The organism is Amorphus coralli DSM 19760 (assembly GCF_000374525.1).
Classification (GTDB): Bacteria; Pseudomonadota; Alphaproteobacteria; order Rhizobiales; family Amorphaceae; genus Amorphus; species Amorphus coralli.
This window is the reverse complement of the sequence record NZ_KB894578.1, coordinates 1-22,417: the sequence shown is the minus strand read 5'-3', so window position 1 is coordinate 22,417 and position 22,417 is coordinate 1. Positions and strand designations below refer to the sequence as shown.

Here is a 22,417-nt window from a genome sequence, read left to right as displayed (position 1 = left end):
GCCCTCACCCGATAGGCGGGGAGATCCGTGCTCGTCTTCCTGATCCGCAGGCTGGGCGGCCTCGTCGCGACGCTGCTCGTCGCGACGGTCGTCGTATTCGCGGTTCTGGAGATCCTGCCCGGCGACCCCGCCAGCCTGATGCTGGGCGTCAACGCCCAGCCGGACACCATCGCGGCGCTGAGAACCGAGCTCGGCCTCGACCGGCCCGCCCTCGCCCGTTATCTCGGCTGGATCGGCGGCATGCTCGTCGGCGATTTCGGCATCAGCTACACCTACCGAGTGCCGGTCGCCGGCCTGATCGCCGACCGTGCGCTGGTCAGCCTGCCGCTGGCGCTGATGGCGCTCCTGCTCTCCACCGCCATCGCCATCCCGCTCGGCACGCTTGCCGCCACCGCCCACAATCGCTGGCCGGACGCCACCGTGATGGGTTTTGCCCAGGTGGGCGTTGCGGTGCCGAACTTCTGGTTCGGGATCCTGCTGGTCTATCTGTTCGCCGTGACGCTGCGCTGGGTGCCCGCGGGCGGGTTTGCAGGCTGGGATGCAGGGCCCGCTGCTGCCCTGGCCTCGTTGATCCTGCCGGCCATCGCGCTGGCGCTGCCGCAGGCGGCGATCCTTGCCCGGGTGATGCGCTCCGCCCTGCTCGACGTGCTGCATGAGGACTATATCCGCACCGCGCGCGCCAAGGGCCTGCCGTTCCTGGCCACCGTCTGGCGCCACGCCGTGCGCAACGCGCTGATCCCGGTGCTGACCATTCTCGGTCTGCAGTTCGCCTTCCTGATCGCCGGCACCATCATCATCGAGAACGTCTTCTACCTGCCGGGGCTGGGACGGCTGATCTTCCAGGCCGTGGCCCAGCGCGACCTGATCGTGGTGCAAAGCCTGACCGTGCTGCTGGTGGCAACGGTGGTGATCGTCAACTTCCTGGTCGACCTCGCCTATGCCGCCGTCGATCCCCGGCTCAGGGACACCGGCCGATGAGCGAGACCGCTATCGACGGCGTGAACCGCCGCAGTATGGTCGCGCGGGCGCTGCGCCATCCCTCTTTCCTGATCGGCGCGGCGATCACGCTGACGCTGCTCGCCGCCGCCCTCGTCTCCTTCGTCTGGACCCCCTTTCCGGTTGCCGAGGTGGTGATCCGCGACCGGCTGCAGCCGCCCAACCCGGTTCACTGGCTCGGCACCGACGCCTTCGGCCGGGACATCTTCTCCATGCTGTTGGTCGGGGCGCGCAATTCGCTCGGGGTCGCGGTCGTGGCCGTGGCCATCGGCATCGGGATCGGTGTGCCGCTTGGGCTGGCGGCCGCGGCCGAGGGCGGCCTGCTCGACAGCATCCTGATGCGCGGCAGCGACCTGGTCTTCGCCTTTCCGGCGCTGGTCACGGCAGTGATGATCACCGCCATCTTCGGCCCCGGCGCGATCAACGCCATGATTGCCATCGGCATCTTCAACGTGCCGGTCTTCGCTCGGGTCACCCGGGGCGCGGCACGCGCGCTGTGGGGCCGCGAATTCGTTCTGGCCGCCCGGGTCGCCGGCAAGACACGGGCGCGCATCACCGTGGAACACGTGCTGCCCAACGTCGCCAGCCTGATCATCGTGCAGAGCACCATTCAGTTCGCCCTGGCGATCCTCGCGGAGGCCGGCCTCTCCTACGTGGGCCTCGGCACCCAGCCGCCCATGCCGAGCTGGGGCAAGATGCTGGCCGACGCCCAGACCATGATGGCGATCGCGCCCTGGCTCGCCATCGTGCCGGGGCTCGCCATCGTTGCCTCCGTCCTCGGCCTCAACCTTCTGGGCGACGGCCTGCGTGACGTGCTCGACCCCCGCCTGGATCGGACGCGGTGAGCGACATGGCGCTTCTGGACATCGACCGGCTGTCCCTGTCGATCGGCGCGCAGCCGATCCTCGACGACGTCAGCCTCACCGTCCGCGCGGGCGAAACCGTCGGCATCGTCGGCGAATCCGGCTCCGGCAAGTCGATGACCGCGCTCTCCGTCATGCGGCTGCTTCCCGCCGGCGCCCGTACCAGCGGGTCCATCCGCCTCGACGGCGAAGACCTGATGACCCGGTCGGAGCGCGCCATGTGTGGCATCAGGGGCCGCAAGATCGGGCTCGTCTTCCAGGAACCGATGACCGCGCTCAACCCGGTGCGCACCGTCGGCGACCAGATCGCCGAGGCCGTCCGCCTGCACCTGCCGCTCGGGCGCGCCGCCGTCGATGCGCGGGTGGCAACCCTTCTGAAGCGCGTCGGCCTCGCCGACCAGGGCGTCGGGCCGGATCGCTACCCGCACCAGCTCTCGGGCGGCCAGCGCCAGCGCGTGGTCATCGCCATCGCCATTGCCGCCGACCCGAAGCTTCTCATCGCCGACGAGCCGACCACGGCACTGGACGTCACCGTGCAGGCGCAGATCCTCGCCCTCCTGCGCGACGTGGCTGCGGCCGAAGGCGCCGCGCTGGTCCTCATCACCCACGATCTCGCGGTGGTCGCCGACATGGCCGACCGGATTGCCGTGATGAAGGATGGGCGGATCGTGGAGGAGGCCGCGCCCCTCGCCCTCTTCCGTGCCCCGAAGAGCGCGGAGACCCGCCGGCTGATCGCGGCGACCACCGCCACCCCGCGTCCGGTTCCCGCCCCCAAGGCCGATGCGCCGCTGCTGGTCGAGGCCGAACGGGTGGCGCGCGCCTACCCCCTGCCCCGGGCACGCCTGTTCGGACCCCGCCGCGAGGCGCGGGTGCTGGATGCCGTCAGCGTTTCCGTCCGGGCGGGCGAGAGCGCCGGTCTCGTCGGCGAATCCGGCTCCGGAAAATCGACGCTCGCCCGCACGATCCTTGCCCTCGACAGGCCCGACGGCGGAACGGTCCGCTTTCGCGGCAGCGACCTGTTCGCGATGACCGCTTCAGAGCTGCGCTCCGTGCGCCCCGAGATCCAGGCCGTTTTCCAGGACCCTTACGGCAGCTTCGATCCCCGGCACACCGTCGGCCGCATCGTCGGCGAGCCGTTGCATCTCCTGGGTAGCGCCTGCGCCCCCGACGAGCGCCGGCGCCGGATCGTCGACGCCCTCGACCACGTGGGGCTCGCGGAGGCCGACGCCGCGCGCTACCCGCACCAGTTTTCCGGCGGCCAGCGCCAGCGCATCGCGATCGCCCGCGCCATCGTCACCCGGCCGGCGCTGGTGGTCGCCGACGAGCCCGTCTCCGCCCTCGACGTCTCGCTGCAGGCGCAGGTGCTCGACCTGCTCGCGCGCCTGAGGCTGGAGATGAATCTCGCGCTCCTCTTCATCTCCCACGATCTGAGCGTGGTCCGCGCCGTGACCGACCGGGTCTATGTGATGCAGTCCGGTTCCATTGTGGAAAGCGGTGCGACGAACGCGGTCTTTTCGCGCCCTGCCCACGCCTATACGCGCGCGCTTCTGGATGCCGCGCCATCGCTGGAGCGGGCGCTTACCCGGCGCGAGGCCGCCACCGTGGACTGAGTCCGGTCCGGCGTTGCAGGGCGCCCGGCGAGACGCTAGAACGCTTCCTCTCGACGCGGCCCGACGATGCCGCGCGATGCGGATTGGGGCGTGGCCAAGCGGTAAGGCAACGGGTTTTGGTCTCGTGATCCCAGGTTCGAATCCTGGCGCCCCAGCCACGCTTCTCCGATCAAGGCATTGAGAAATATATCTCTTCGGGGAAGCGTCTTCAGCACCCTGATCGGACGACCTGGCGCTCAGCGGAGTTGGCCAGCCGCTGTCTCAATCGTCTCCCGCGCGTAGCATACCCGCGCCGACAAGCGACGCCCGCGGCGCACGACAAGCCACAGCTCGTGCCAGCGGCGCTTCGGAAGCGGGACGACGGATAGGCTGTCTCGCTCTGCGAACGCTTCCACGCCGCTTCGGGGAAGCAGCGTGTAGCCGATGCCCCTGGCCACGGCGGCGGGGATCTGACCGATCTGGTTGACCGACCCGCGCACGCTCAGCCGGTCGGCGCCAGGGTAGTCGTCGGGGAAATTCAATCTCAGCAGATCATCGGCATAGCCGTAGCCGTCGGGATGCGCGATGAAGCCGCGAGCCTCGAGGTCGGCGAAAGAGACAGGCGTGTCGGCTACGTCCGCCGGCAGGACGAGACACAGCTCTTCGCGTCCCAGGTGCTGGGCTTCCAGCCGTGCGTGGTCGGGGTCCGCCCCCAGCACGCCCAGATCGAAACGCCCTTCCAGCAGCCCTGCCAGGATCTCGGCCTGCGGCGCCGCCTCGAGATGAACCTTCAGGTCAGGCGCGTTGCGCATCCAGGGCAACAGGACCGGGTAGAGCAACATGGCGAAGCTGCCCGAGCATGCGATGTGAACCGGCCCGGAATTCGGGTCATCCGCTTCGATGGCAGTGCGCAGGCGTTGCTCCTCGGCTCGCCGCGACAGACCCAGCTCAAAGACCGCTTCACCGGCCGCGGTGAGGGTGAAACTCTTGCCCTGCTGGCTGATCAGCCCCTGCCCGACCTGCTGCTCCAGCTTCCTCAGATGCTGGCTCACGCCCGGCTGAGACATGGTCAGACGCTCCGCGGCCCGGGTGAAATGCCCGGTCTCGCAAAGCGTCGTGAAGGTCTCGAGCCAGGTGGCGTTGAGCATCTGATGATTACACTTTGTTCTGCTTATTATCCGGAATGATAATTTCACAGAAGGATGTGCGCAGTCCATATCGGCGTCAGCGAGATGCCAACAGAGATATGAGATGACACAGCCACCCCGCACCTTTTCCCACATCGGCCTGTCCGTTCCGGACCTCGACGCGGCCGTGAAATTCTACTCCGAGGTGCTCGGCTTCTACGTCGTGATGGCGCCGTCCGAGGCGATCGAGGACGACAGCGCCATCGGCGTCATGTGCACGGACGTGTTCGGCCCCGGATGGGGCTCCCTCAGGATCGCGCACCTGTCGACCGCCGACGGCATCGGCATCGAGATCTTCGAGTTTCCGGGGAATTACGCTCCCGACGACAAGCTGGAGCACAGGCGCCACGGCACGTTCCACTTCGCGGTCCAGGACCCGGACGTCGAGGGTCTGGCGCAGCGCATCGTCGAAGCCGGCGGGCGGCAACGGATGCCGGTACGCGAGTATTTCCCAGGGTCCAAGCCCTACCGGATGGTCTATGTCGAAGACCCGTTCGGCATCGTCTTCGAGCTTTACAGCCACAGCTACGAGCTCACCTACTCCGCTGGCGCTTACGAATAGGAGACTGCGGCGCCCCTGCTTGATGAGGCGCCCGAACCCAAGCCACCGGTCTGGCGTTACCGCGGCTGGTTGGGGATCGCGCCAAATCCAGGCTGGACCACCTGACCTCAATGGCTGCCGATAGCGGGATCGGCACCCTGGCTCCTGTGACTTGACCGGTTCTACGCGTCGCAGACACGCTCGAAAATTTAACGACGCGCCACAACCGCGCGTCAGCAAGTAGCGGACCGCCAAGCAACCCGATTGCGCGACAGCGTTGTGGTCCCTATGAAGCCGTGCGCGGCCTGCCTCAAGCGATTAAGGCCCGCACCGTTTGAGACGCGCGCCCACCAGGGGTGCTGAGGAAAGGGCCGAGATGACCGACACCACCGAGCCGACTGCCGCAACGCGCGAAGACGTCGCCGCGCTGATCATCGACGACAGGCAGGCCTCGAACAGCTACCTGGCTCGCGACAACCCTCCGCATCCCCTTTCTGTGAAGCAGTATTACCTTCAGCTCAAAGCCTTGTCCGATGAGGTTGATTTCGACGAAATCGGACTCAGCGTCTTCTCTCAGAACAACGAGGATGGGATCCTGATGTATCTCCTGTCCCGCATCGGGATGAAGACCAAGCGGTGCATTGAGGTCGGCTGCGATTTGAGCGCCTCAACCATCGGAATACCGGAAGGCAATACGATCAACCTGATCACAAATTTCGGGTTTGACGGGTTGATAGTGGACATCGATCCCGCCAAAGCTGGTGCTATCCGTCACTTCTTCGCACGCGCGCTCAGCACCAAGCATTACCACACGCCCGAGCGCAATGGCCGTCCGTCCCGTTATTTCTCGCCGAGCATTGTCACTGCTGAAGTCACCACCGAGAACATCAACGACGTTTATCGGGACGCGGGATTTGTGGGCGAAGTCGACCTCATGTCGATCGACGTGGACGGCGCCGATGTCGCGATGTGGCGGGCTGTCACCGTGGTCGATCCCAGGCTCGTCATGGTCGAGGTGAACAACCGGCTGGAGTGTGATCAGCCCGTCTTTGGAAGAGCGACCAGTTCGGAAGCCCCCGTCAACACGCTCGAATTCCAGACATCCTATGGCTCCTCGCTTGCAGCGGCCTGTGAGGTCGCCGCGGAGAAAGGTTACATTCTGGTCGGGATGGACGTGACGCTCATCAACGCGTTCTTCGTGCGCAAAGACCTCGCTGCCGGTTTTCGGGAGGTTCAGCCAGCCGAGTATCGGACCCATAGGATGAATCCTTTGCGGGCCTGAGCAGGCTTTGGCGCTCAGCCCGCCGCGGACGTCTGCGAACTGCGGTGATCTGGCTGAAGTGAGCGTCGGAGGGCCAAAACACCAGCAGAGGCGACGAGGGAAAGCCCGTAGGCGGCGTAGATTAGCCAGAACAGAAGCAGCACCGGGTTGGAATAAACCACTTCTACCTTGTGACGCCCGGCCGGCACGACCAAAGTGGCAATACCATTGACCACGGTCGGCTCGGCAACCTGTCCATCCAGAAAGAATTCCAGTCCGCGCCCGCTCCAAAGGAGCCAGCTCACATCCACCGGCTCGCTGGACGTTGTTTCCAGCGTGAAATGGTTTGCCCCGTTGCTTTCGAACGCCGCCAACACGGGATCGCCAGCAGACAGAGGACCCGGATCGTTCTCCTGAAGGACCTCGATCTCAGCAACATGCAGAAAATGCGACCCGCCGGGTCGACTACCGCCAAGCTGAAGCCGCACATATCGCCCTTCGATGCCGCGGGTCGGCAAGCGGATCTCAGCCGCACCGCCCAGGATCAATCGGCGCCATGCCTTGGAACGCACCGTTTCTGGCGTGGCAGAAGGCTCGAAAGGCGCGTTCGAAACCAGCACCCAGGCACCATCTAGGCGTGCCCCGCAGCAATCGGTCCGATTGAAAATGCGAATCTCATCGATCCGCTCGGAAGCACCCAGGTCAATCTCGATCCAGGCGTTCGGATCCTCGTCGGTGTGCGTCACAGAACCTGAGGCGAACGCGCCGTTGCGGTCTCCGTCCAAGGCCCTTACCGCGTCCGCGCCACCGATCGTTGCGCTCTGACGGGCCGTGGCGCCATTTGCAAGATTGGTAAGCGTCGCTCCCCCACCAGCCTTGCTGACCTGGAAGTAGCCGTTCTCATAGAGAACGCGAGTGGCATCCATGGCGACAAGCGGTGTGATTATGACACCGTCGGGAAGTCGGAACGGCTCGACATCGTCGCTGACAAGCCCCGCATCAATGAGACTCACCAGCGCGTCCGAGCGGAGAACCACGAATTCCGCGCCCGTGCGCCTAGCGTAATCCCAGTCCGGCTGCAATTCATACTGCCCTCGGACCGGCATGACCTTCATATAGTCGGCTGGCGGCGCCAGATAGAAGCTGAATCCGCCATACGAGCCGAGGTCCAGATCTTTCAGAACGAGATAAGGAAACGATTTCGGGAACGCTTCCTCGTGGTGGTCCCAGAATTCCTCAGGCGACCCCGCCCAAAGCGGTGTCAGGTCCACGTACTTGACCAGATCCCGATCACTGTATTGCTTTAGGTAGTCTACAATCGCCTGCTGGGTCTGCGGATCGAGCATTGCCGGCTGTTGTGCTGCGACCGTCGCACGATCGTGATTACCTCGTGAGCGCTCGTACATGGCGTTCAGCGGCACGAGGAGGACCAAAACGGTTGCCGCTGCGAACCGAAACCGCTGACCCGGCGCAAGGAGCACCGACGCAAGGATCACCACGACGAGTAGCTCGAAGACCAGCGCCTGCCCCAGTCCGACGCTTTCAGTGGCAGCGGAGAAGTGTGCTTGAGCGAACCCAGCTGCCAGGAACACGGCAATCGATACAATCGCCCCGAAACGCAGCACCGGAGTAGCCTCGCTTCGCACGATACCCTGCAGCATCACCCCGAGAGACAGGCCAAGCAGGACATTCGCTGCGAACAGAAAGCGTTGGTAGAGATGCATCCCGCCTATCTGGGGCACGAAATAGTAGACAGCATCGCTGATCGGCGAGTACGAGCCGAAGGTTGCAAGAAGCGTGGCGAAGTAGCCGGCAAGCAACAGCTTGAGAAGGCGCCATTCATCACTGGTCAGATTGCGCGACGCGCGCGGCGAGAGCAGGAATACAACTGCGATGTAAACCGCGACCAGCCCCCAATGGACCGGGAAGACGTAGTCGTGGCCAGGGACCTCCAGGCTGGAAGAGAGCAACCGCAGCGCCATGTGCGGCAGGTCGCCAAGCTGGTGAGCACTGTAGAAGAGGTCCGGCCTCGTCGGACTCGGCGTTTCAGCCAGATATAGATACGAAGCGAGCATAAACGGCGCCACCACGACCGATGCCAACGCCACAGGGATGCACGCAAGTGCAAATCGCTTGACCCGGTCAATGCTCGCAAGACACGTTGGGGAGAAAAGGAAAATCCTAACTGCAACGATCGCAAGCGCGAGCAGTGCGCTCGCCAAGCCAAGCGGAATGTAACCACCAAGAAACATCACGAGAGCCGGAAGCGCTGCCCAGGGCAGAAGGCATAGAGATGGCCGATCCTGAAAACGCATCATCGCGTATGCGCAAGGGGCCACCATCGCGAAGCAGAATATGAACATCGGCGTTTCCAGCGCGTCGATGGTGCTGAAGCCAAACACGTAGAAGGTGGCTGCGAAGACAGAAGTGCCGAAGCTAAGGCCGAAATCCCGTTGCGCAAGCATAAGCAGATAATAGCAGGCGAAGAAGGATTCTAGCGCGACAGCGAAGACAAGGAACCATCCAACATCAAAATATCCGATCGGGAATGGCGCAGAAAGCAGGCCTAAAAGAACGAAGAGCGGGTGCGCTCCAAAAAAATTCGCAGGGAGATAGAATTCCGAACTTCCATTAAAGAGATTGATATCCAACGCCCAAAAATGGAAGCCAGACAAAAGATCCTGCATCTTTGCAAGCGTCGGCCAATAGTAGCCCAGAACGTCTCCCGTAAACAGCAGGCCCGCAGTGCCCCCACCCGCCCTGAGGCTCGGATAGAAGAAGACCAGGGTCAGCAAAAGCGACGTTGTGAAGTTGGGATAAGCGCGGACACTGTCGTATGCCCGAACAGTCAGCGCAGAGAGCGCATCAAAGGAACGTCCGAACACACCCGCCAACCTGCCGGCCATACAGCCCACCTACCCCGCACGACGCCAACGGCTCCCCCGCATTCTGCTGTAATGACATATCCATCAGGCGGTTGCGATAGCTGAGGACCGGATCCACGGGTGCGCACGGCCTACGCAAGCGTCTTCGAGCCGCCGCCGATCGCGGCCGGTCCGTGGCTCAGCCCGTTGACACCGTAGAGCCAGTCGATGGCGTCGAGCCACTCGTCCTGGGTCTTCGAGGCCATCAGCATGTTGCGCAGTTGGGCGCTCGCTCCGTCGGGGTGAAACACGTAGTCACCGATGAAGCGCGACTGGAGCTGCACGCGCGCGGTGCGCGGAACGCGGCGCGCCTGGTAGGCGGGAAAGGCACGCCCGACGTCGCCGGACGCCGCCTCCATCTCCTGCGCCAGGCAGACGGCATCCTCCATCGCCATGCAGGCACCCTGGGCCATGTACTGCATCATCGGATGCGCGGCATCGCCGAGGAGCGTCACCCGACCGTCCGTCCAGTTGGCCGCCGGCTCGCGATCGCACAGGACCCAAAGCTTCCAGTTGCGGCCGCGCTCGATGACCTGGCGCGGCTTCGGATGCACGTGGTCGAAGCCCCGGCGCACCATCTCGGTGTCGACCGGCAGGCCCATGACGGGTTCCGGCGCGTCGTTGTGGTAGGTCACCACGAGGTTGAAGGCCTGTCCGCCCTGCAGCGGGTAGTGGACGATGTGACACTTCGGGCCACCCCACAGCACCGAGGCGTTCCAGCGCAGATCCTCCGGCATGTCCTCCACCGGGATGACCGAGCGGTAGGTCGTGTGGCCGGAAACACGCGGCAGCCCGTCGCCGATCACCCGCTTGCGGATCTTCGACCAAAGCCCGTCCGCCCCGATCAGCGCGCGCCCCGCGATGCGCGTGCCGTCGGCCAGGATGCCGCTCACGCTGTCGCCGTCCTGGTCGTAGTCGACCACCGGCGCATCGGTGCGCACCTCGATCAGATCGCTCGCCTCGCAGGCGCGCACGAAGACCCGGTGCAGGTCGCCCCGGTGGACCACGGCATAGGGATCTTCGAAACGGGAGACGAAAGCCTCGTCGACCGCGATGTTCATCACCTCCTCCGCCGACACCGCGTCCATGAAGCGGATGCTGTCGACGTAGACGGCGAGCTGCCGCGCCTCCTTGCCCACGCCCAGCCGGTCGAAGGCGCGGAAGGCGTTGGGGCCGAGCTGGATGCCCGCGCCAATCTCGGAAAGCTCGGACGCCTTCTCCAGAACCAGCGAGCGCATACCGACGCGGGCCAGGCCGCACGCGGCGGCAAGCCCGCCGATGCCGCCTCCGACAATCAAAATGGGGGTGTCCGAAGCCATGCCGTCTCTCCCGTAAGCCCTTGTTCGGTCCGCCGTTATCGCGACGGTTATTGATAAGCATACTAATGATAAGTATACTCGTCAATTGCACCTTGTCATGGCCGGGCCGGCTCGTCCGGTTCGCGTGGCAGCCGTTCCCGCGCGCCTGCGCCGGCCGCGCGGATGGTGTAGGAAACCGCGAGATAGCCGCAACGGACGAACGCATGACAGACGCAACCAGCAAGGACCGGACGCAGGCGAAGGCCGATCTGTGGACGATGCCCGGCCACATGATCCGGCGGCTGCACCAGGCCTCCGTCTCGCTGTTCCTGGAGGAGACGGAAGGCACCGGTCACGCGCTCACACCGGTCCAGTATGCGGCCCTGTGCGCCATCCGCTCGCAGCCGCGGCTGGATCAGGCCACCCTCGCCGGGTTGATCGCCTACGACAGGGTGACCATCGGCGGCGTGGTCGACCGGCTGGTCCAGAAGGGGCTTGTCGACCGCCGCGTCAGCCCGCGCGACCGAAGGGCCCGCGAACTCGTCCTGACCACGACCGGAGACGAGGCAGTCGCCACCGTCACACCGGCGGTTTTCCGTGCCCAGCAGCGCACGCTGGACGGCCTCGACAAGAGCGAGCGCGCGACCTTCCTCGCCCTTCTGGAAAAGGCGACGGCCGCCGCCAACGACCACAGCCGCGCCCCGCTGCGGCGAACTGATTAAAGGCCGTTCGGCGCGCACCGCAAAGCTGATGCGCCCGCGACGGCTGCAGAGCTAGGACGGAAACCGAAACGTGCCCAAGAAGATGTCGGGCCGGTCGCCTCTGTTCGGCCTATCGAGAGAGGTTGGAAAATACTCCGTCCCCTCCTCCGTCTCGAACCTGTCTCTGTTGACGAAGGTGACTTCGAGCAGGTCGGGAAAGGGCACATTTCCGAGCGCCGTGAGCGCGCCGTAATTGTTCGCATGCACATGCACGACGTCGAAACTCCGTGACAGTTTTTCGAGCGCAGCCCGCGCCGTTTGAAACCACGCGTCGTCGCCGATTTGCCTGAATTCATGGAACTCGCAGACGATCTGGGAGAAGCGAGACAGACTGACGTCATCGATGCCTTCAAGGACCTGCCATTCATCGCCCTCAATGTCCATCTTGAGGATGAGGTCCGTCGCGTCGACCGAGACAGCCGCCAGCGCCTCTGCGATCGTAGCTCCACCGCTTTCCGGGACCGCGACAATCTTGGTCTTGGCGAACCGGATGCTCACATGCTCGGAGGGCGGTCCGTCGACCGTGTGATCATACTGATGGATCAAATAGCCGGCCTCGGCCATCTCGACGTCCCACGAGACCTCATCCGCAACGCCGAGCGAGAGCGCCTCTCCACCAGAATCTGCGAGCCTGTCCGCGAGAATGTACCCGCCGTCGTGATCGGCGCCGATCCGAACCTTGCCCAGTCCCCTAAGACGCTTCGGCGCGAAGTGCGCAGCCAACTCCAGAATCCGTGCCTGCTCATCCGCCGTCGGCGGGGTCTGGGAGGAGAAGGTGAAGCGATCCTCCAGCCGTTGATCGAGCAGCACAAACTGCCGGTGCATCTCCGTGACGAAATGCTGATGGACGAGTTCCAGCTGACGCTGCATCTCCTGAGCAAGGGCAGTCTGATTAACGTGGAACTGACGATGCACTTCTTTCGACATAGATGAGAGCAATTCGCCGCGAGTTTCGTTCACTAAAGAACGGACGACATTCTCATGCTCCTGGAATTTCCGAGCAATTTCGCTGGGCAGGCCACCTCCTTCGGCACAAGCCCCCCCTTGGCCCTTTTCGCCAGCAGGGTTCGTGCCTTCGTCGATGCCGTTCGCCGTCCCGGCAGCAGGGTTCTCAGCCATCATCTTCTTTCGCAAACTCGATCGTTCGGAGCACAGCAGACCTCGCAGACAACGATGCATCTGCGATGTCTCGTCTCCAAGGCTGTTCAATGTCGGAGAAACTAGCGCAACTCGTTCCCACCGAGCAATCGGGTCAAGATCACAACCACAGCGAATCGCTGGGAACCTGCCTTCCGCGCAACGTGCAGCGCTTCCGCAAGACGCCTTGCGCCGCAAGCCCAATATGCTAGCAAGTCGGTGTGCCGGAGGGGAAAGCGAGCGACTTCGCCGGCCCGGGGCCTTGCCCCTGAGCGTGCCGTTGGACAGGACCCACCCCTACATGATTGATCCCATCGCCGAGCTGCGGCAGCGCCTCGCTGACGCCCCCTCTACGGCCCCGGCCACGTTCATCGTTCCGCACACTTGGCCAGACCTCAAGAACGCCGAATACGAGGTTCTCCAGCGACTTTCGACCGCCGCGACCAATGTCGGCGCCACTATGATTGCCGTCGACAACGACGGTTATCCGCTCTGGGCGAACACGGAGATCGAACTCGATACTTCAAAGCCGATCGACGCCAGATCGGTCGACTTCATGATCTGCCTGCACTTCGAATCGCCGCGCTTCCTCGACGTCTATTCCTACTACGCACTCTGGCAGCCAATCGAATTTTACACCGTGTTCGGGTATGAGAAATCGATCGAGCAGATGCTCACGCATACCGATTGTCTGTCTTGCCGGTCAGAAGACGCGGACGCGCATGCCCGGAACCTCTTCCGGGGCGCCCGGCAGACTGCCCCCGATGATTTCCCGGTCCTCTTCCACAGCCCGCCGCGCCCGTATCTAGAATCGACGATCTCGTCCGACTCCCGGCTGTTCTACGTTGGCATCAACTGGGAGCGGATCAACAACGAGCGCGGCCGTCACCATGAACTGCTCGTGCGGCTCGACGATGAAGAGTTGATCGATATCTACGGGCCGAAGATGTTTCAGGGGGCCGAACCCTGGCGCGGCTTCAAAACCTATCGCGGCGAATTGCCGTTCGACGGTCACAGCGTCGTGGAAGCCGTAAACAAGGCCGGGATCTGTCTCGCCCTCTCCTCGCCGGCCCATCAGAGCAGCGCACTGATGAGCAACCGACTATTCGAGGGGCTCGCCGCCGGGGCGGCTGTCATCGCGAACCCGAACGAGTTCATCGATACGTTCTTCTCCGATGTCGTCTACATGATCGACGACAACTGCGACGATTACGAGCTCTACGCCCAAACACGGGCGATACTCGACGAGATCCGGGCGAACCCCGCGAAGGCACGCGCCCGGGCAATCGAAGGCCAGAAGCGCCTGGACGATGCCTTCTCACTCGAACGATCGCTCTCAAAGATCATCATCGGTCACGATGCGCGCCGCTCCGCCCACTACACGGCGTGCCTGAGTACGGCGAGCGTTACCGTCATCGTCGATTGCCGCGGCGAGGCACTGCGTGAAATCGAGACCGCCCTTGGAGACCTTGCCGATCAGCGCGGCGTTGACGTTTCTGCCGTTGTCGTCTGCAGCAGCCCGATGGCGGATCGTCATTCCACGGACATCCAGCAACTGACACGCGGCGCACTCAAGTCGGTCCGGGTCGAAGCCGGCATGCCGCTTCGATCGGCACCGCACGAGGTTGCCGACCGCTCTGGCCGGCACCTGTCTGGCCCGACCGTTTCCAGGGTACTGGCTGGCGTGCAAACAGACTACGTAGCCTTCATGGGGCTCGACGAGCGCTGGTTCTGCGACCACCTCGGCGGACTTGCAAGGGCGCTCGACAACGAGAGCGATGCGCACCTCGCCGTGTCCGGAGCGATCGTTGAGAAGGCCGGCTACAAGGGCGCCCAGAAACGCGCGTCTCGGAGCGTCGACAGCGTCCGGTTCTTTGGCGATCCGGCCTCCCTCCGTGACGGCCAGTCGAGCAGGGATCGCGGTCGCTTTCTTTACCGCACGAGCCACTTGCGAAGTCTGCCTGGCGACTGCTTACAACTCCTTGACGGCGAGGAGGCAACGCTCGCACGCCTATCTGCGGCCGTATCTGGGCCGCTCGCCCAAAGTGGCATGGCGACCTATGTGCGCGTTGTGCCAAAACGGCGTGCCCTGCCAGCGCCGAGCGTTCCCACTTCTCGCCAGCGGGGCTATATCGTCGATGCACTGGCCACAAATCCGGAGTTCGCCCAGCGCTCCGGTGGCGTCAGCCGGATGCCTGTACAAAACATCATTATTCCTGAAGAAAGCTATCCCGGCCTTCTCGTTGGCCAGAGGCTCATCTTTGACAAGGACAAAACCCTTTCAGACCTGCTGGTTGAAGGGTTTTCTGGCCTGGAAATGGGCGGGGTCTGGATCGACGGCAACGCCGGCACGCTGGCCTTTCGACTGCTCAATCCGCAACAGGGCACGTCAGCAGACATCGACCTTGTCCTGCGCCTCAGCGGGCGCGATGCCCACGAAGATGGTCGTCGGCAGCATTGCTCCGTGAGTGTCAACGACACGCAGATTGCCTATTTTGAGCTCTCCGATATCCCGCAAACCTACCAATTCAGATTGCCCAGGAACTTCGGTGTGCCCGGACCGATGGTCGTAACACTTCGGGCTGATCACGCCGAGCCAGTTCTGGCGTCTGACGGCCGTACTTTAGATCCACGGCGACTAAGCTTGCGCCTGCATGAATTGGAGGTTCAGGCGGTCAGTCAAAAGCCATTTCCGCTTCTCTCACTCAACAAGGTGCGACCCGCCCGGGATGGTGGGAGCGGTCTGGACACCCTGGTCGAAGGTTTCCTTGCCCAAGAAGACGACCACATCTGGCTCGGCTCCGCCGCCGGCAAGCTGAGGCTTTGCATCGACAACCCAGACGAGCCGCGTGCCCTGATCCTGCGAATGAGGGCGCACCTAAACGCGCACAGCCTGCCATCCCGCAAGGTCGCGGTCTTCGTCAATGGAACGAAAACAACCACGCTGGACGTTTCTGGCGACCCTGACAATTACGTTGTACCGTTCGGGCCGGCCGACATCGAGTCCAGCGGGAATTGCGTCGTCTCCCTTAAGCCCGACAGTGCGGAGGTCGTGCTTGGGCGAGATGGCAATGTAACCGACAAGCGCATCCTGAGCGTTTGCCTCATTTCAGTTTGCCTGATTGATCCCCGCTATCCTCATCGCGCGGAGCTCAACGAGGCCGCTAAAGTGAAACCGCGGACTTTTAGCGCCCGATTCCAGCGCTTTCTTGCCCGGAATGGCCTCAAACGGTGAAGCTGACGGGTTTGCACGACGCCCAAGCATGGATAAAAGCGTTTGCGAGTATGGGGCAAAAGCCACCTTCGCGGGCACTCGATGACTCTGTGCACTGCGACATACCACTGACGGAGTAGTCGATGATTGTTCTGACGGGATCCTCCGGCGTTCTCGGGGCGGCCCTCAAGAGTGCGCTTCAGAACGCGCATGGTGATGTCGTTTCTCTAACGAGCACTGACGGAGACCTTCGGGACGCCAAGGCTACCCTGGAAATCTTCGAGAAGTACAAGCCGACGGCCGTCTATCACGCGGCTGCTCGGGTTCACGGCATCATGGGCAACCAGATGTTCCCGGCCGAGATTTATCTCGACAACATCCGCATCAACACAAACGTCATTGAAGCCGCGCGCGTCACCGGCTGCCAGAAGTTCGTGGCGGTGAGCACAGTGGCCGCCTATCCGGGCGGGATTCCGCTTCCCATGCACGAAGACGCGATCTGGGATGGGCCGCCGCACGGTTCGGAGATGTTCTACGCGCATGCCAAGCGCGTGATGCTGGCTCAGCTGGAAGCCTACAAGCGCCAGTTTGGATTCGACTATGCCTATGCGCTGATGACCAATCTCTACGGTCCGCACGACCGGTTCGACACCGCCCACGGTCATGTGATCCCGTCGCTGGTCGCCAAGTTCCACAAGGCCGCCACCGAAAACAGCTCTGTCTTGGTCTGGGGCAGCGGCCGTGCCCAACGCGACTTCCTGTACGCGGTGGATGCTGCCGAGGCTCTTCTCACGATTGGGGAGAAGGGTTCGGGCGCGTTTAACGTGGCATCCGGGGAGACTGTGCCCATTCGGTCTGTCGTCGATGGATTGCAGAGGATTTCGTCCGTTGCCGACGTTCAATGGGACGCCGAGAAGCCAGACGGGCAGCTGGACCGCAGCTACGACGTTTCGCGACTGAAAGGTCTAGGTTTCGAGCCGCGCCATTCGCTCGAAGACGGCCTGGAAGCGACCTACCGGTGGTACTGTGAACACTACCCGGACGTCAGGACCTGATTGAGCAGGTGAGCCCGGCTTGGACGCTCAGGCCAGATGGAAAACTCGAGAGGAAGAGCATAATGAAAACCGCTGTCGTGCTGGCGGGTGGCCTGGGGTCCCGTCTCCGACCCTACACGGTAGTCCTTCCCAAACCGCTCATGCCCATTGGTGACATTCCCATACTGGAGGCGATCCTTCGACAGTTGAAGAATAACGGCTTCGGCCGCGTGGTGCTCGCCGTGAACTACCAAGCCAATCTCATACGAGCGTTCTTTGGTGATGGTGAACGGCTTGGGATCGATATTACATATTCTCTCGAACAGAAGGCCCTCGGAACGATGGGCCCCCTGCATCTTATCGATGACCTGCCGGACAACTTCATCGTCATGAACGGTGACATTCTCTGCAATCTGGAGTTCGGTCGATTTTTTGACGACCATGTGGCGCGAAACTCTATCTTCACGATTTCTGCGTCCCGACGAGAGCAGATGATCGACTACGGCGTTCTCGAGCAGTCAGAGGCCGGCAACCTTACCGGCTTTCGCGAAAAGCCGAAGTCCAGCTTCCTGGTCAGCATGGGCGTCTATGCTGTGAGTCGCCGGGCGCTCGACTGGATTCCGAAGGACGAGTATTTCGGGTTTGATCAGCTCATGCTTCGACTGATCGCAGATGAGGAAAAAGTATTCGTTGACGAGCACTCTGGCTACTGGCTCGATATCGGCCGCCCCGACGATTATCATCAGGCCGTCGCCGACTGGCCGAAACTGAAAGAAGACCTTGGGCTTTGAGCGCGCGGACCACCCACGGCTCGAGGCCTGAGACCGGGAGATCCGCGGTCACCGGCGCGAAGGGGTTCGTCGGCCGTCACCTGGTCGCTTCGCTCCGGCAAGCCGGTCAATCAGTTGTGGAATTGTCGCGTGCGTCCGGCTTCGATCTCCTCGCCGACGATTTACCGGCCGGCGATTTCAGCGTGCTTTACCATCTGGCGGCCCGTACCTTCGTGCCGGCAGCCTGGGAGAATCCGGTCGACTTCCATCTCGTAAACGCCCACGGAACGCTGCGAATGCTAGAGCAATGCCGGCAGCGGGGCATTCCGATGGTCTATGTCAGTGCGTATATCTACGGCTCCCCTGAAGCCCTGCCAATTCCGGAGACCGCTCCGGTCAGGCTCAACAATCCATACGGCTACTCGAAATTCGCGGGTGAAGAGGCTTGCCGGTTCTACGCGGAGATGTTTGGGGTGTCGGTCTCCATCTTCCGGCTCTTCAACGTCTACGGTCCCGGACAGGACCGCCATTTTCTCATTCCGGAAATCATGGGCCAGGTTGGCGATCCCGATGTGCCGGAAATCGTCCTCAAGGACCTTGCTCCGAAACGAGACTACGTGCACGTCTCTGACGTGGTTGACGCCCTCCTCCTCGGCCGGAGCCTGAAGGGACTGAACACCTTTAACGTTGGCAGTGGAGCGTCAATCTCCGTAGGGGGCATCGTCGAGGCGATCCGGACCGTCGCGGGTTCGACGAAACCTTACCGCGCCGTCGGCGAACGCCGGCCGAACGAAGTCATGGATGTCGTCGCCGACATATCCGCGCTGCTTGAAACTGGCCATTGGCGGCCGCGTGTCAGTTTCGAGGACGGAATTCGCGAATTGTGGAAGACCGAGTTTCAATGAAATCCATTTGCATCATCAGTCCCGTGTTCCGGGAGGAATTGACAATTGGTGTCTTTCACCAAGCGCTTCTAGATGCCATCGCGCCGCTTGAGGAGCATTACCGCTTCCAGTTCATCTACGTGATGGACCCGTCAACCGACCGGACGGAAGATGCGCTCCGGGCTCTCACTGCCGGGGACTCTCGCGTTACCTCGCTCGTAATGTCGCGGCGTTTCGGTCATCAACCAGCCCTGATCGCTGGCATCGACGAATGCGGTGACGCGGATGCGGCGATTATGATGGACAGCGACATGCAGCATCCTCCGATTCTGATTCCGGAGATGCTGGCGCGGTGGGAGGCTGGCGCGGACATCGTGCAGACGCTTCGACAGGACGGCGCCGAAACCGGAACCTCGAAACGCGTCACTTCGCGCTGGTTCTACAGCCTTCTTGGCAGGATCAGCCACGTCAAGCTGCAGCCGGGCGCCGCCGACTACAGGCTTCTGTCTCGCCCCGTTATCGAAGTGTTTCGCAACGAACTTCGTGAACAGAACGCATTCTTACGGGGCCTCGTCGGCTGGGTCGGCTTTACCGTGGCCTATCTACCTTTCACACCAGCCCAGCGGCACGCGGGGCAGTCGAGCTACTCGGTCTCGAGATTGATCTCCTTTGCGTTGAACGGGTTCTGCTCTTTCTCCAAGTTCCCGCTCCGGCTTTGCGTTGTCAGCGGTCTTGTCCTTGCTGGAGTTAGCTTCCTCGCTGGCATCGTGCTGACGATGCTTTATTTATTCGGGGCTCGCGTGGTACCAGGCTGGGCCTCGCTGTTCTCTTTCATGTCCTTTGCCACCGGCCTCAACATGCTCTTTCTGGGCATCATCGGCGAATACATCGCGTTGATCTTTGACGAGGTGAAAGACCGCCCCCGCTATATCGTGGCCCGGCGCTACGACGGTCCATCACCCTCAGACAGCGCCGGCTAGTACACGGATCCCCAAAGCCCCGCACTCCCCTCGAGATCAGGCTGAACCACCAGATGGCGCATCCCAGTTCGATCGAATCCCTCACGGCAGCCGTCATTGGCCGGGACACCTCCATTTTTTCCGAGGATGTCCGGTCGTTCGACGGGCCCTTGCGTGAAGCCGTGTCTGGCAAGCGGGTCCTCGTAATCGGCGGCGGCGGCACGATCGGAAGCATTACCACCGAGCTTCTCGTCGAGTTGGCACCGCGCGCTCTCCATGTGGTCGACCTAAGCGAAAACTACCTCGCGGAGCTCGTTCGCACCATTCGCAATCAGTCCAACACCGTCGACCGGGTGGACTTGCGTACGCTGCCGATCGACTTTGGCGGCCCGATCATGAAGCGCTTCCTCTTTGAGGAAGATCCTTTTGACGTGGTGCTAAATTTCGCAGCGCTCAAGCACGTGCGCTCGGAGAAGGATGTGTTCTCTCTCCTTCAGATGCTGGATACCAATGTGGTGCGCCAACTTCGCTTCAAGCGTTGGCTCGCCGAACGCGGCGGGGTGTCTCGATATTTCGCCGTCTCTACAGACAAGGCCGCCAATCCAACCAGTTTGATGGGCGCGAGCAAGCGCCTGATGGAAGACGTTCTCTTCGATACCGCGCAGGACGAGGGAATTGTCACAACCTCCGCCCGGTTCGCAAACGTTGCTTTCTCGAACGGCAGCTTGCTTCAGGCCTTTCCGGTCCGCTTGGAATCTCGTCACCCCCTGGCTGCACCCCGCGATACGCGCCGCTATTTCGTCAGCCGGCAAGAGGCTGGCGAGATCTGCATGTTGGCAGCTCTTTGTGGAGACGATCAGAAAATCTACTTCCCCGATCTCAATCCGGAAACCGAGCTTCGCCTGCTTGAAGATGTCGCCCTTCGCGTGCTTGAGCATAAAGGCTTTGAAGCGGTGGTCTTCGACGATCCAGACGCCGCACGCGACGCGGTAGCCAACTTGTCCGCAGAAGGTAAGTGGCCCCTCCTTCTCACCCCGCTCGATACAAGTGGCGAAAAACCCTACGAGGAGTTTCTGGGCCGCGGAGAAGCGGAGTGCGACAGCAGCTTCGCCTCCCTCAAGGCGCTGCGGCATGCGAAAAGCGCGCTACGCAATGGCGCCGTCGTCGATCAGTTCGAGACGCTCCTAACGAATGCAGCCGACCGGACCACGAAGGCCGACATTGTGGACGTCATAGCGTCCGCAGTCCCCAACCTTCAGCATATCGAGACAGGCCGATCTCTGGACCAGCGGGTCTGAACAGGAACCGCACATACCGGCTATTAAAACGGAAACGACCGATGTCAGATGCCCCCCCTGTTCAACCGACCTCCGCGTCCGCAGTCGTGGACGCGGACGTCGTAGACGCGTGTATCGTTTGCGGTGGCGCCTATCGCCCGTCGAAGCTCCCCGGTCTGTTCCAGTGCGAGAACTGCAAGTTTATATCTGCGGATCTGAGCATTCCTGACGAGGAACTCAGCCGCCTCTATGGCGAGGACTACTTCCACGGTAGCGAGTATCTCGACTACGTCGCCGAAGCAGACAGTCTCGCCCTGAATTTCCGCCGCCGGATCTCGGTGCTAGAGAAGCTGATGCCGAATCTGGCCTCTGCCGAACTGTTCGAGATCGGCTGCGCCTACGGCTATTTTCTTCAGGAAATCGCGCCGAAGGTAAGAAAGGCGTCAGGGATCGACATCTCCGGGGACGCGATCCGCCGGGCCATCGAGGATCAGCGTGTCGATGCCGTGGAAGGCAACTATCTCGACACCGACCTTGGCCGCCAAGTTGATGTTATTACGATGTGGGACACCGTCGAGCACCTGAAGCGACCCGACCTCTTTCTGGAGAAGACTGCACACGATCTGCGGACAGGCGGACTGGTCGCTGTGACGACAGGTGACATTGGATCCTTGAACGCGCGCTTGCAGAGCAAATCGTGGCGGATGATCCATCCGCCGACCCATCTGCACTACTTCTCAGTCCCAACGATGAAGAAGCTGCTCGAAGCGAAGGGCTTCGAGGTCATATACGTCGCTCATCCGGGCAACTCACGCCGCCTGCGCTCGGTGCTCTACTTCTTGACCGCACTGAAGGGCAACAAGCGCAATATCTACGAAGCGCTGAAGGACTATCGGCTCTTCAATCTGAATTTTACCGTCAATCTGTTCGACATCATGTACGTCGTTGCGCGCAAGCGCTGAGATCCCAAACGGTCGGGCGCAGGCCTACTTGGATAGGTGTCTGTCGGCCCGTGGCCGGTTGGGGTTCACGAAGCAGGCATTGCGAGAGGCAAATAATGCGGATCAATCTCGCCCTGTTTCTGGGCTACACCCTCGGCAGCGTGTGCGGTCTCGTCCTGCTGAAGACGCATCTCGGCTTGGCCCGTGACGCGCTCAATGGGACGCTCCACTGGGGACCTCTGTTCTTTGTCGGCCTAGGTGCCGCCCTCTATATTTGCGGATTTCTGCTCTGGCTTGGCATTCTGTCGCGGATGGAGCTCTCCATTGCCTATCCAATCGCCATCGGGTTGACGCTCGTCTTCTCGAGCCTCGCAAGTTGGTTCCTTCTCAGCGAGCCTATCTCGCTTGTACGGATCATGGGCACGCTTCTGATCTTCGTTGGCATCGTTGTCATCGCGCGCAGCTAGAGCGTTTCCTTGTTTTTGTGAATCGGCGGGGATTCCTGCTGGGCGTGTTTTGTGATTCAAGATGCAGGCTGGGGTGGAGGCCAGCATCTGATGACAGCACCTCTTTCCAACGATCTTCGCGAGCGCGTCGTCGAAGCGGTTCTGGCTGGTGAGCCGTGCCGCTCTGTGGCGGTCCGGTTCGGGGTTTCGGTGTCCTCTGTGGTGAAGTGGTCGCAGCGCTACCGGGCGACGGGGTCGGTGGCGCCCGCCAAGATGGGCGGGTACCGCAAGCCGGTCCTGGAGCCGCACCGGGACTTCATCGTGGAGCGGATCCG

At 62.4% G+C, this 22,417-nt stretch carries 19 protein-coding genes and 1 tRNA gene; 16 read left to right on the top strand and 4 right to left on the bottom strand.

Annotation, left to right across the window (positions count from 1 at the left end; translation table 11 throughout):
- The first annotated feature begins 27 nt into the window (after window positions 1-27).
- From C507_RS0118950 to C507_RS0118935, 4 genes are all read left to right on the top strand, one after another.
- Window positions 28-978, top strand: a complete 951-nt coding sequence (locus C507_RS0118950; RefSeq protein ID WP_018701300.1) for an ABC transporter permease — start codon at window positions 28-30, stop codon at window positions 976-978.
- Window positions 975-1,841: an ABC transporter permease gene (locus C507_RS0118945; protein ID WP_018701299.1), complete on the top strand. Its 867-nt coding sequence runs from the start codon at window positions 975-977 to the stop codon at window positions 1,839-1,841. Before C507_RS0118950 ends, C507_RS0118945 begins: the two co-directional genes overlap by 4 nt.
- Before the next feature lie 5 nt (window positions 1,842-1,846).
- Complete coding sequence (locus tag C507_RS0118940) at window positions 1,847-3,469, top strand: ABC transporter ATP-binding protein (protein WP_026319248.1); 1,623 nt, start codon at window positions 1,847-1,849, stop codon at window positions 3,467-3,469.
- An 84-nt stretch (window positions 3,470-3,553) separates the two neighbouring features.
- Window positions 3,554-3,627, top strand: a tRNA-Gln gene (locus C507_RS0118935).
- Window positions 3,628-3,705: 78 nt separating this feature from the next.
- Here the strand turns inward: C507_RS0118935 and C507_RS0118930 are convergent.
- Window positions 3,706-4,596 (bottom strand): LysR family transcriptional regulator, encoded by an 891-nt coding sequence (locus C507_RS0118930; RefSeq protein WP_018701297.1) that lies wholly within the window; start codon window positions 4,594-4,596, stop codon window positions 3,706-3,708.
- A gap of 103 nt (window positions 4,597-4,699) precedes the next feature.
- Between C507_RS0118930 and C507_RS0118925 the strand changes: the two genes are divergently transcribed.
- Complete coding sequence (locus C507_RS0118925; protein WP_018701296.1) at window positions 4,700-5,197, top strand: lactoylglutathione lyase family protein; 498 nt, start codon at window positions 4,700-4,702, stop codon at window positions 5,195-5,197.
- Between the two features lie 355 nt (window positions 5,198-5,552).
- The gene (locus C507_RS0118920) at window positions 5,553-6,458 is read left to right on the top strand and encodes a hypothetical protein (RefSeq protein ID WP_018701295.1); all 906 of its coding nucleotides are present in this window, start codon (window positions 5,553-5,555) and stop codon (window positions 6,456-6,458) included.
- Between the two features lie 14 nt (window positions 6,459-6,472).
- Here C507_RS0118920 and C507_RS22605 read toward each other — a convergent pair whose 3' ends face one another.
- Window positions 6,473-9,343: a galactose-binding domain-containing protein gene (locus C507_RS22605; protein WP_026319247.1), complete on the bottom strand. Its 2,871-nt coding sequence runs from the start codon at window positions 9,341-9,343 to the stop codon at window positions 6,473-6,475.
- A gap of 110 nt (window positions 9,344-9,453) precedes the next feature.
- Entirely contained in the window at window positions 9,454-10,680 is a 1,227-nt protein-coding gene (locus tag C507_RS0118910; protein ID WP_018701294.1) for a 3-hydroxybenzoate 6-monooxygenase, read from the bottom strand.
- A 203-nt stretch (window positions 10,681-10,883) separates the two neighbouring features.
- On the opposite strand from C507_RS0118910, the gene C507_RS0118905 reads away from it, so the two are divergent.
- Entirely contained in the window at window positions 10,884-11,381 is a 498-nt protein-coding gene (locus C507_RS0118905) for a MarR family winged helix-turn-helix transcriptional regulator (protein WP_018701293.1), read from the top strand.
- A gap of 51 nt (window positions 11,382-11,432) precedes the next feature.
- Here C507_RS0118905 and C507_RS0118900 read toward each other — a convergent pair whose 3' ends face one another.
- Window positions 11,433-12,542 carry an FkbM family methyltransferase gene (locus tag C507_RS0118900; RefSeq protein ID WP_169508991.1) on the bottom strand — a complete coding sequence of 370 codons (1,110 nt, stop codon included), beginning with the start codon at window positions 12,540-12,542 and terminating at the stop codon, window positions 11,433-11,435.
- Window positions 12,543-12,858: 316 nt separating this feature from the next.
- Here C507_RS0118900 and C507_RS0118895 point away from each other — a divergent pair, with 316 nt between their 5' ends.
- The 9 genes from C507_RS0118895 to C507_RS0118855 all read left to right on the top strand — a co-directional run.
- Window positions 12,859-15,792, top strand: coding sequence for a glycosyltransferase family protein (locus C507_RS0118895; RefSeq protein WP_018701291.1), 2,934 nt, complete (start codon window positions 12,859-12,861; stop codon window positions 15,790-15,792).
- A 122-nt stretch (window positions 15,793-15,914) separates the two neighbouring features.
- The gene (locus C507_RS0118890; RefSeq protein WP_018701290.1) at window positions 15,915-16,826 is read left to right on the top strand and encodes an NAD-dependent epimerase/dehydratase family protein; all 912 of its coding nucleotides are present in this window, start codon (window positions 15,915-15,917) and stop codon (window positions 16,824-16,826) included.
- Between the two features lie 62 nt (window positions 16,827-16,888).
- Window positions 16,889-17,596, top strand: a complete 708-nt coding sequence (locus C507_RS0118885) for a sugar phosphate nucleotidyltransferase (RefSeq protein WP_018701289.1) — start codon at window positions 16,889-16,891, stop codon at window positions 17,594-17,596.
- Window positions 17,593-18,480, top strand: coding sequence for an NAD-dependent epimerase/dehydratase family protein (locus C507_RS22075; RefSeq protein WP_018701288.1), 888 nt, complete (start codon window positions 17,593-17,595; stop codon window positions 18,478-18,480). The genes C507_RS0118885 and C507_RS22075 overlap by 4 nt, the downstream gene beginning before the upstream one ends.
- Window positions 18,477-19,439: a glycosyltransferase family 2 protein gene (locus C507_RS0118875; RefSeq protein WP_018701287.1), complete on the top strand. Its 963-nt coding sequence runs from the start codon at window positions 18,477-18,479 to the stop codon at window positions 19,437-19,439. The genes C507_RS22075 and C507_RS0118875 overlap by 4 nt, the downstream gene beginning before the upstream one ends.
- A gap of 53 nt (window positions 19,440-19,492) precedes the next feature.
- On the top strand, window positions 19,493-20,716 hold the full coding sequence (locus C507_RS0118870; RefSeq protein ID WP_018701286.1) for a polysaccharide biosynthesis protein: 1,224 nt from the start codon (window positions 19,493-19,495) through the stop codon (window positions 20,714-20,716).
- A 41-nt stretch (window positions 20,717-20,757) separates the two neighbouring features.
- On the top strand, window positions 20,758-21,657 hold the full coding sequence (locus tag C507_RS0118865; protein WP_083923701.1) for a class I SAM-dependent methyltransferase: 900 nt from the start codon (window positions 20,758-20,760) through the stop codon (window positions 21,655-21,657).
- 95 nt (window positions 21,658-21,752) lie between these two features.
- Window positions 21,753-22,103: an EamA family transporter gene (locus C507_RS0118860; RefSeq protein WP_018701284.1), complete on the top strand. Its 351-nt coding sequence runs from the start codon at window positions 21,753-21,755 to the stop codon at window positions 22,101-22,103.
- A 90-nt stretch (window positions 22,104-22,193) separates the two neighbouring features.
- A partial coding sequence (locus C507_RS0118855) for a helix-turn-helix domain-containing protein (protein ID WP_018701283.1) occupies window positions 22,194-22,417 on the top strand: 224 nt, incomplete at its 3' end.

What these genes read in the sequence shown, in the direction of transcription:
- C507_RS0118945 (WP_018701299.1), top strand. Translation starts at nt 975, where the DNA reads ATGAGCGAGACCGCTATCGACGGCGTGAACCGCCGCAGTATGGTCGCG.
- C507_RS0118940 (WP_026319248.1), top strand. Translation starts at nt 1,847, where the DNA reads ATGGCGCTTCTGGACATCGACCGGCTGTCCCTGTCGATCGGCGCGCAG.
- C507_RS0118930 (WP_018701297.1), bottom strand. Translation starts at nt 4,596, where the DNA reads ATGCTCAACGCCACCTGGCTCGAGACCTTCACGACGCTTTGCGAGACC.
- C507_RS0118925 (WP_018701296.1), top strand. Translation starts at nt 4,700, where the DNA reads ATGACACAGCCACCCCGCACCTTTTCCCACATCGGCCTGTCCGTTCCG.
- C507_RS0118920 (WP_018701295.1), top strand. Translation starts at nt 5,553, where the DNA reads ATGACCGACACCACCGAGCCGACTGCCGCAACGCGCGAAGACGTCGCC.
- C507_RS22605 (WP_026319247.1), bottom strand. Translation starts at nt 9,343, where the DNA reads ATGGCCGGCAGGTTGGCGGGTGTGTTCGGACGTTCCTTTGATGCGCTC.
- C507_RS0118910 (WP_018701294.1), bottom strand. Translation starts at nt 10,680, where the DNA reads ATGGCTTCGGACACCCCCATTTTGATTGTCGGAGGCGGCATCGGCGGG.
- C507_RS0118905 (WP_018701293.1), top strand. Translation starts at nt 10,884, where the DNA reads ATGACAGACGCAACCAGCAAGGACCGGACGCAGGCGAAGGCCGATCTG.
- C507_RS0118900 (WP_169508991.1), bottom strand. Translation starts at nt 12,542, where the DNA reads ATGATGGCTGAGAACCCTGCTGCCGGGACGGCGAACGGCATCGACGAA.
- C507_RS0118895 (WP_018701291.1), top strand. Translation starts at nt 12,859, where the DNA reads ATGATTGATCCCATCGCCGAGCTGCGGCAGCGCCTCGCTGACGCCCCC.
- C507_RS0118890 (WP_018701290.1), top strand. Translation starts at nt 15,915, where the DNA reads ATGATTGTTCTGACGGGATCCTCCGGCGTTCTCGGGGCGGCCCTCAAG.
- C507_RS0118885 (WP_018701289.1), top strand. Translation starts at nt 16,889, where the DNA reads ATGAAAACCGCTGTCGTGCTGGCGGGTGGCCTGGGGTCCCGTCTCCGA.
- C507_RS0118875 (WP_018701287.1), top strand. Translation starts at nt 18,477, where the DNA reads ATGAAATCCATTTGCATCATCAGTCCCGTGTTCCGGGAGGAATTGACA.
- C507_RS0118870 (WP_018701286.1), top strand. Translation starts at nt 19,493, where the DNA reads ATGGCGCATCCCAGTTCGATCGAATCCCTCACGGCAGCCGTCATTGGC.
- C507_RS0118865 (WP_083923701.1), top strand. Translation starts at nt 20,758, where the DNA reads ATGTCAGATGCCCCCCCTGTTCAACCGACCTCCGCGTCCGCAGTCGTG.
- C507_RS0118860 (WP_018701284.1), top strand. Translation starts at nt 21,753, where the DNA reads ATGCGGATCAATCTCGCCCTGTTTCTGGGCTACACCCTCGGCAGCGTG.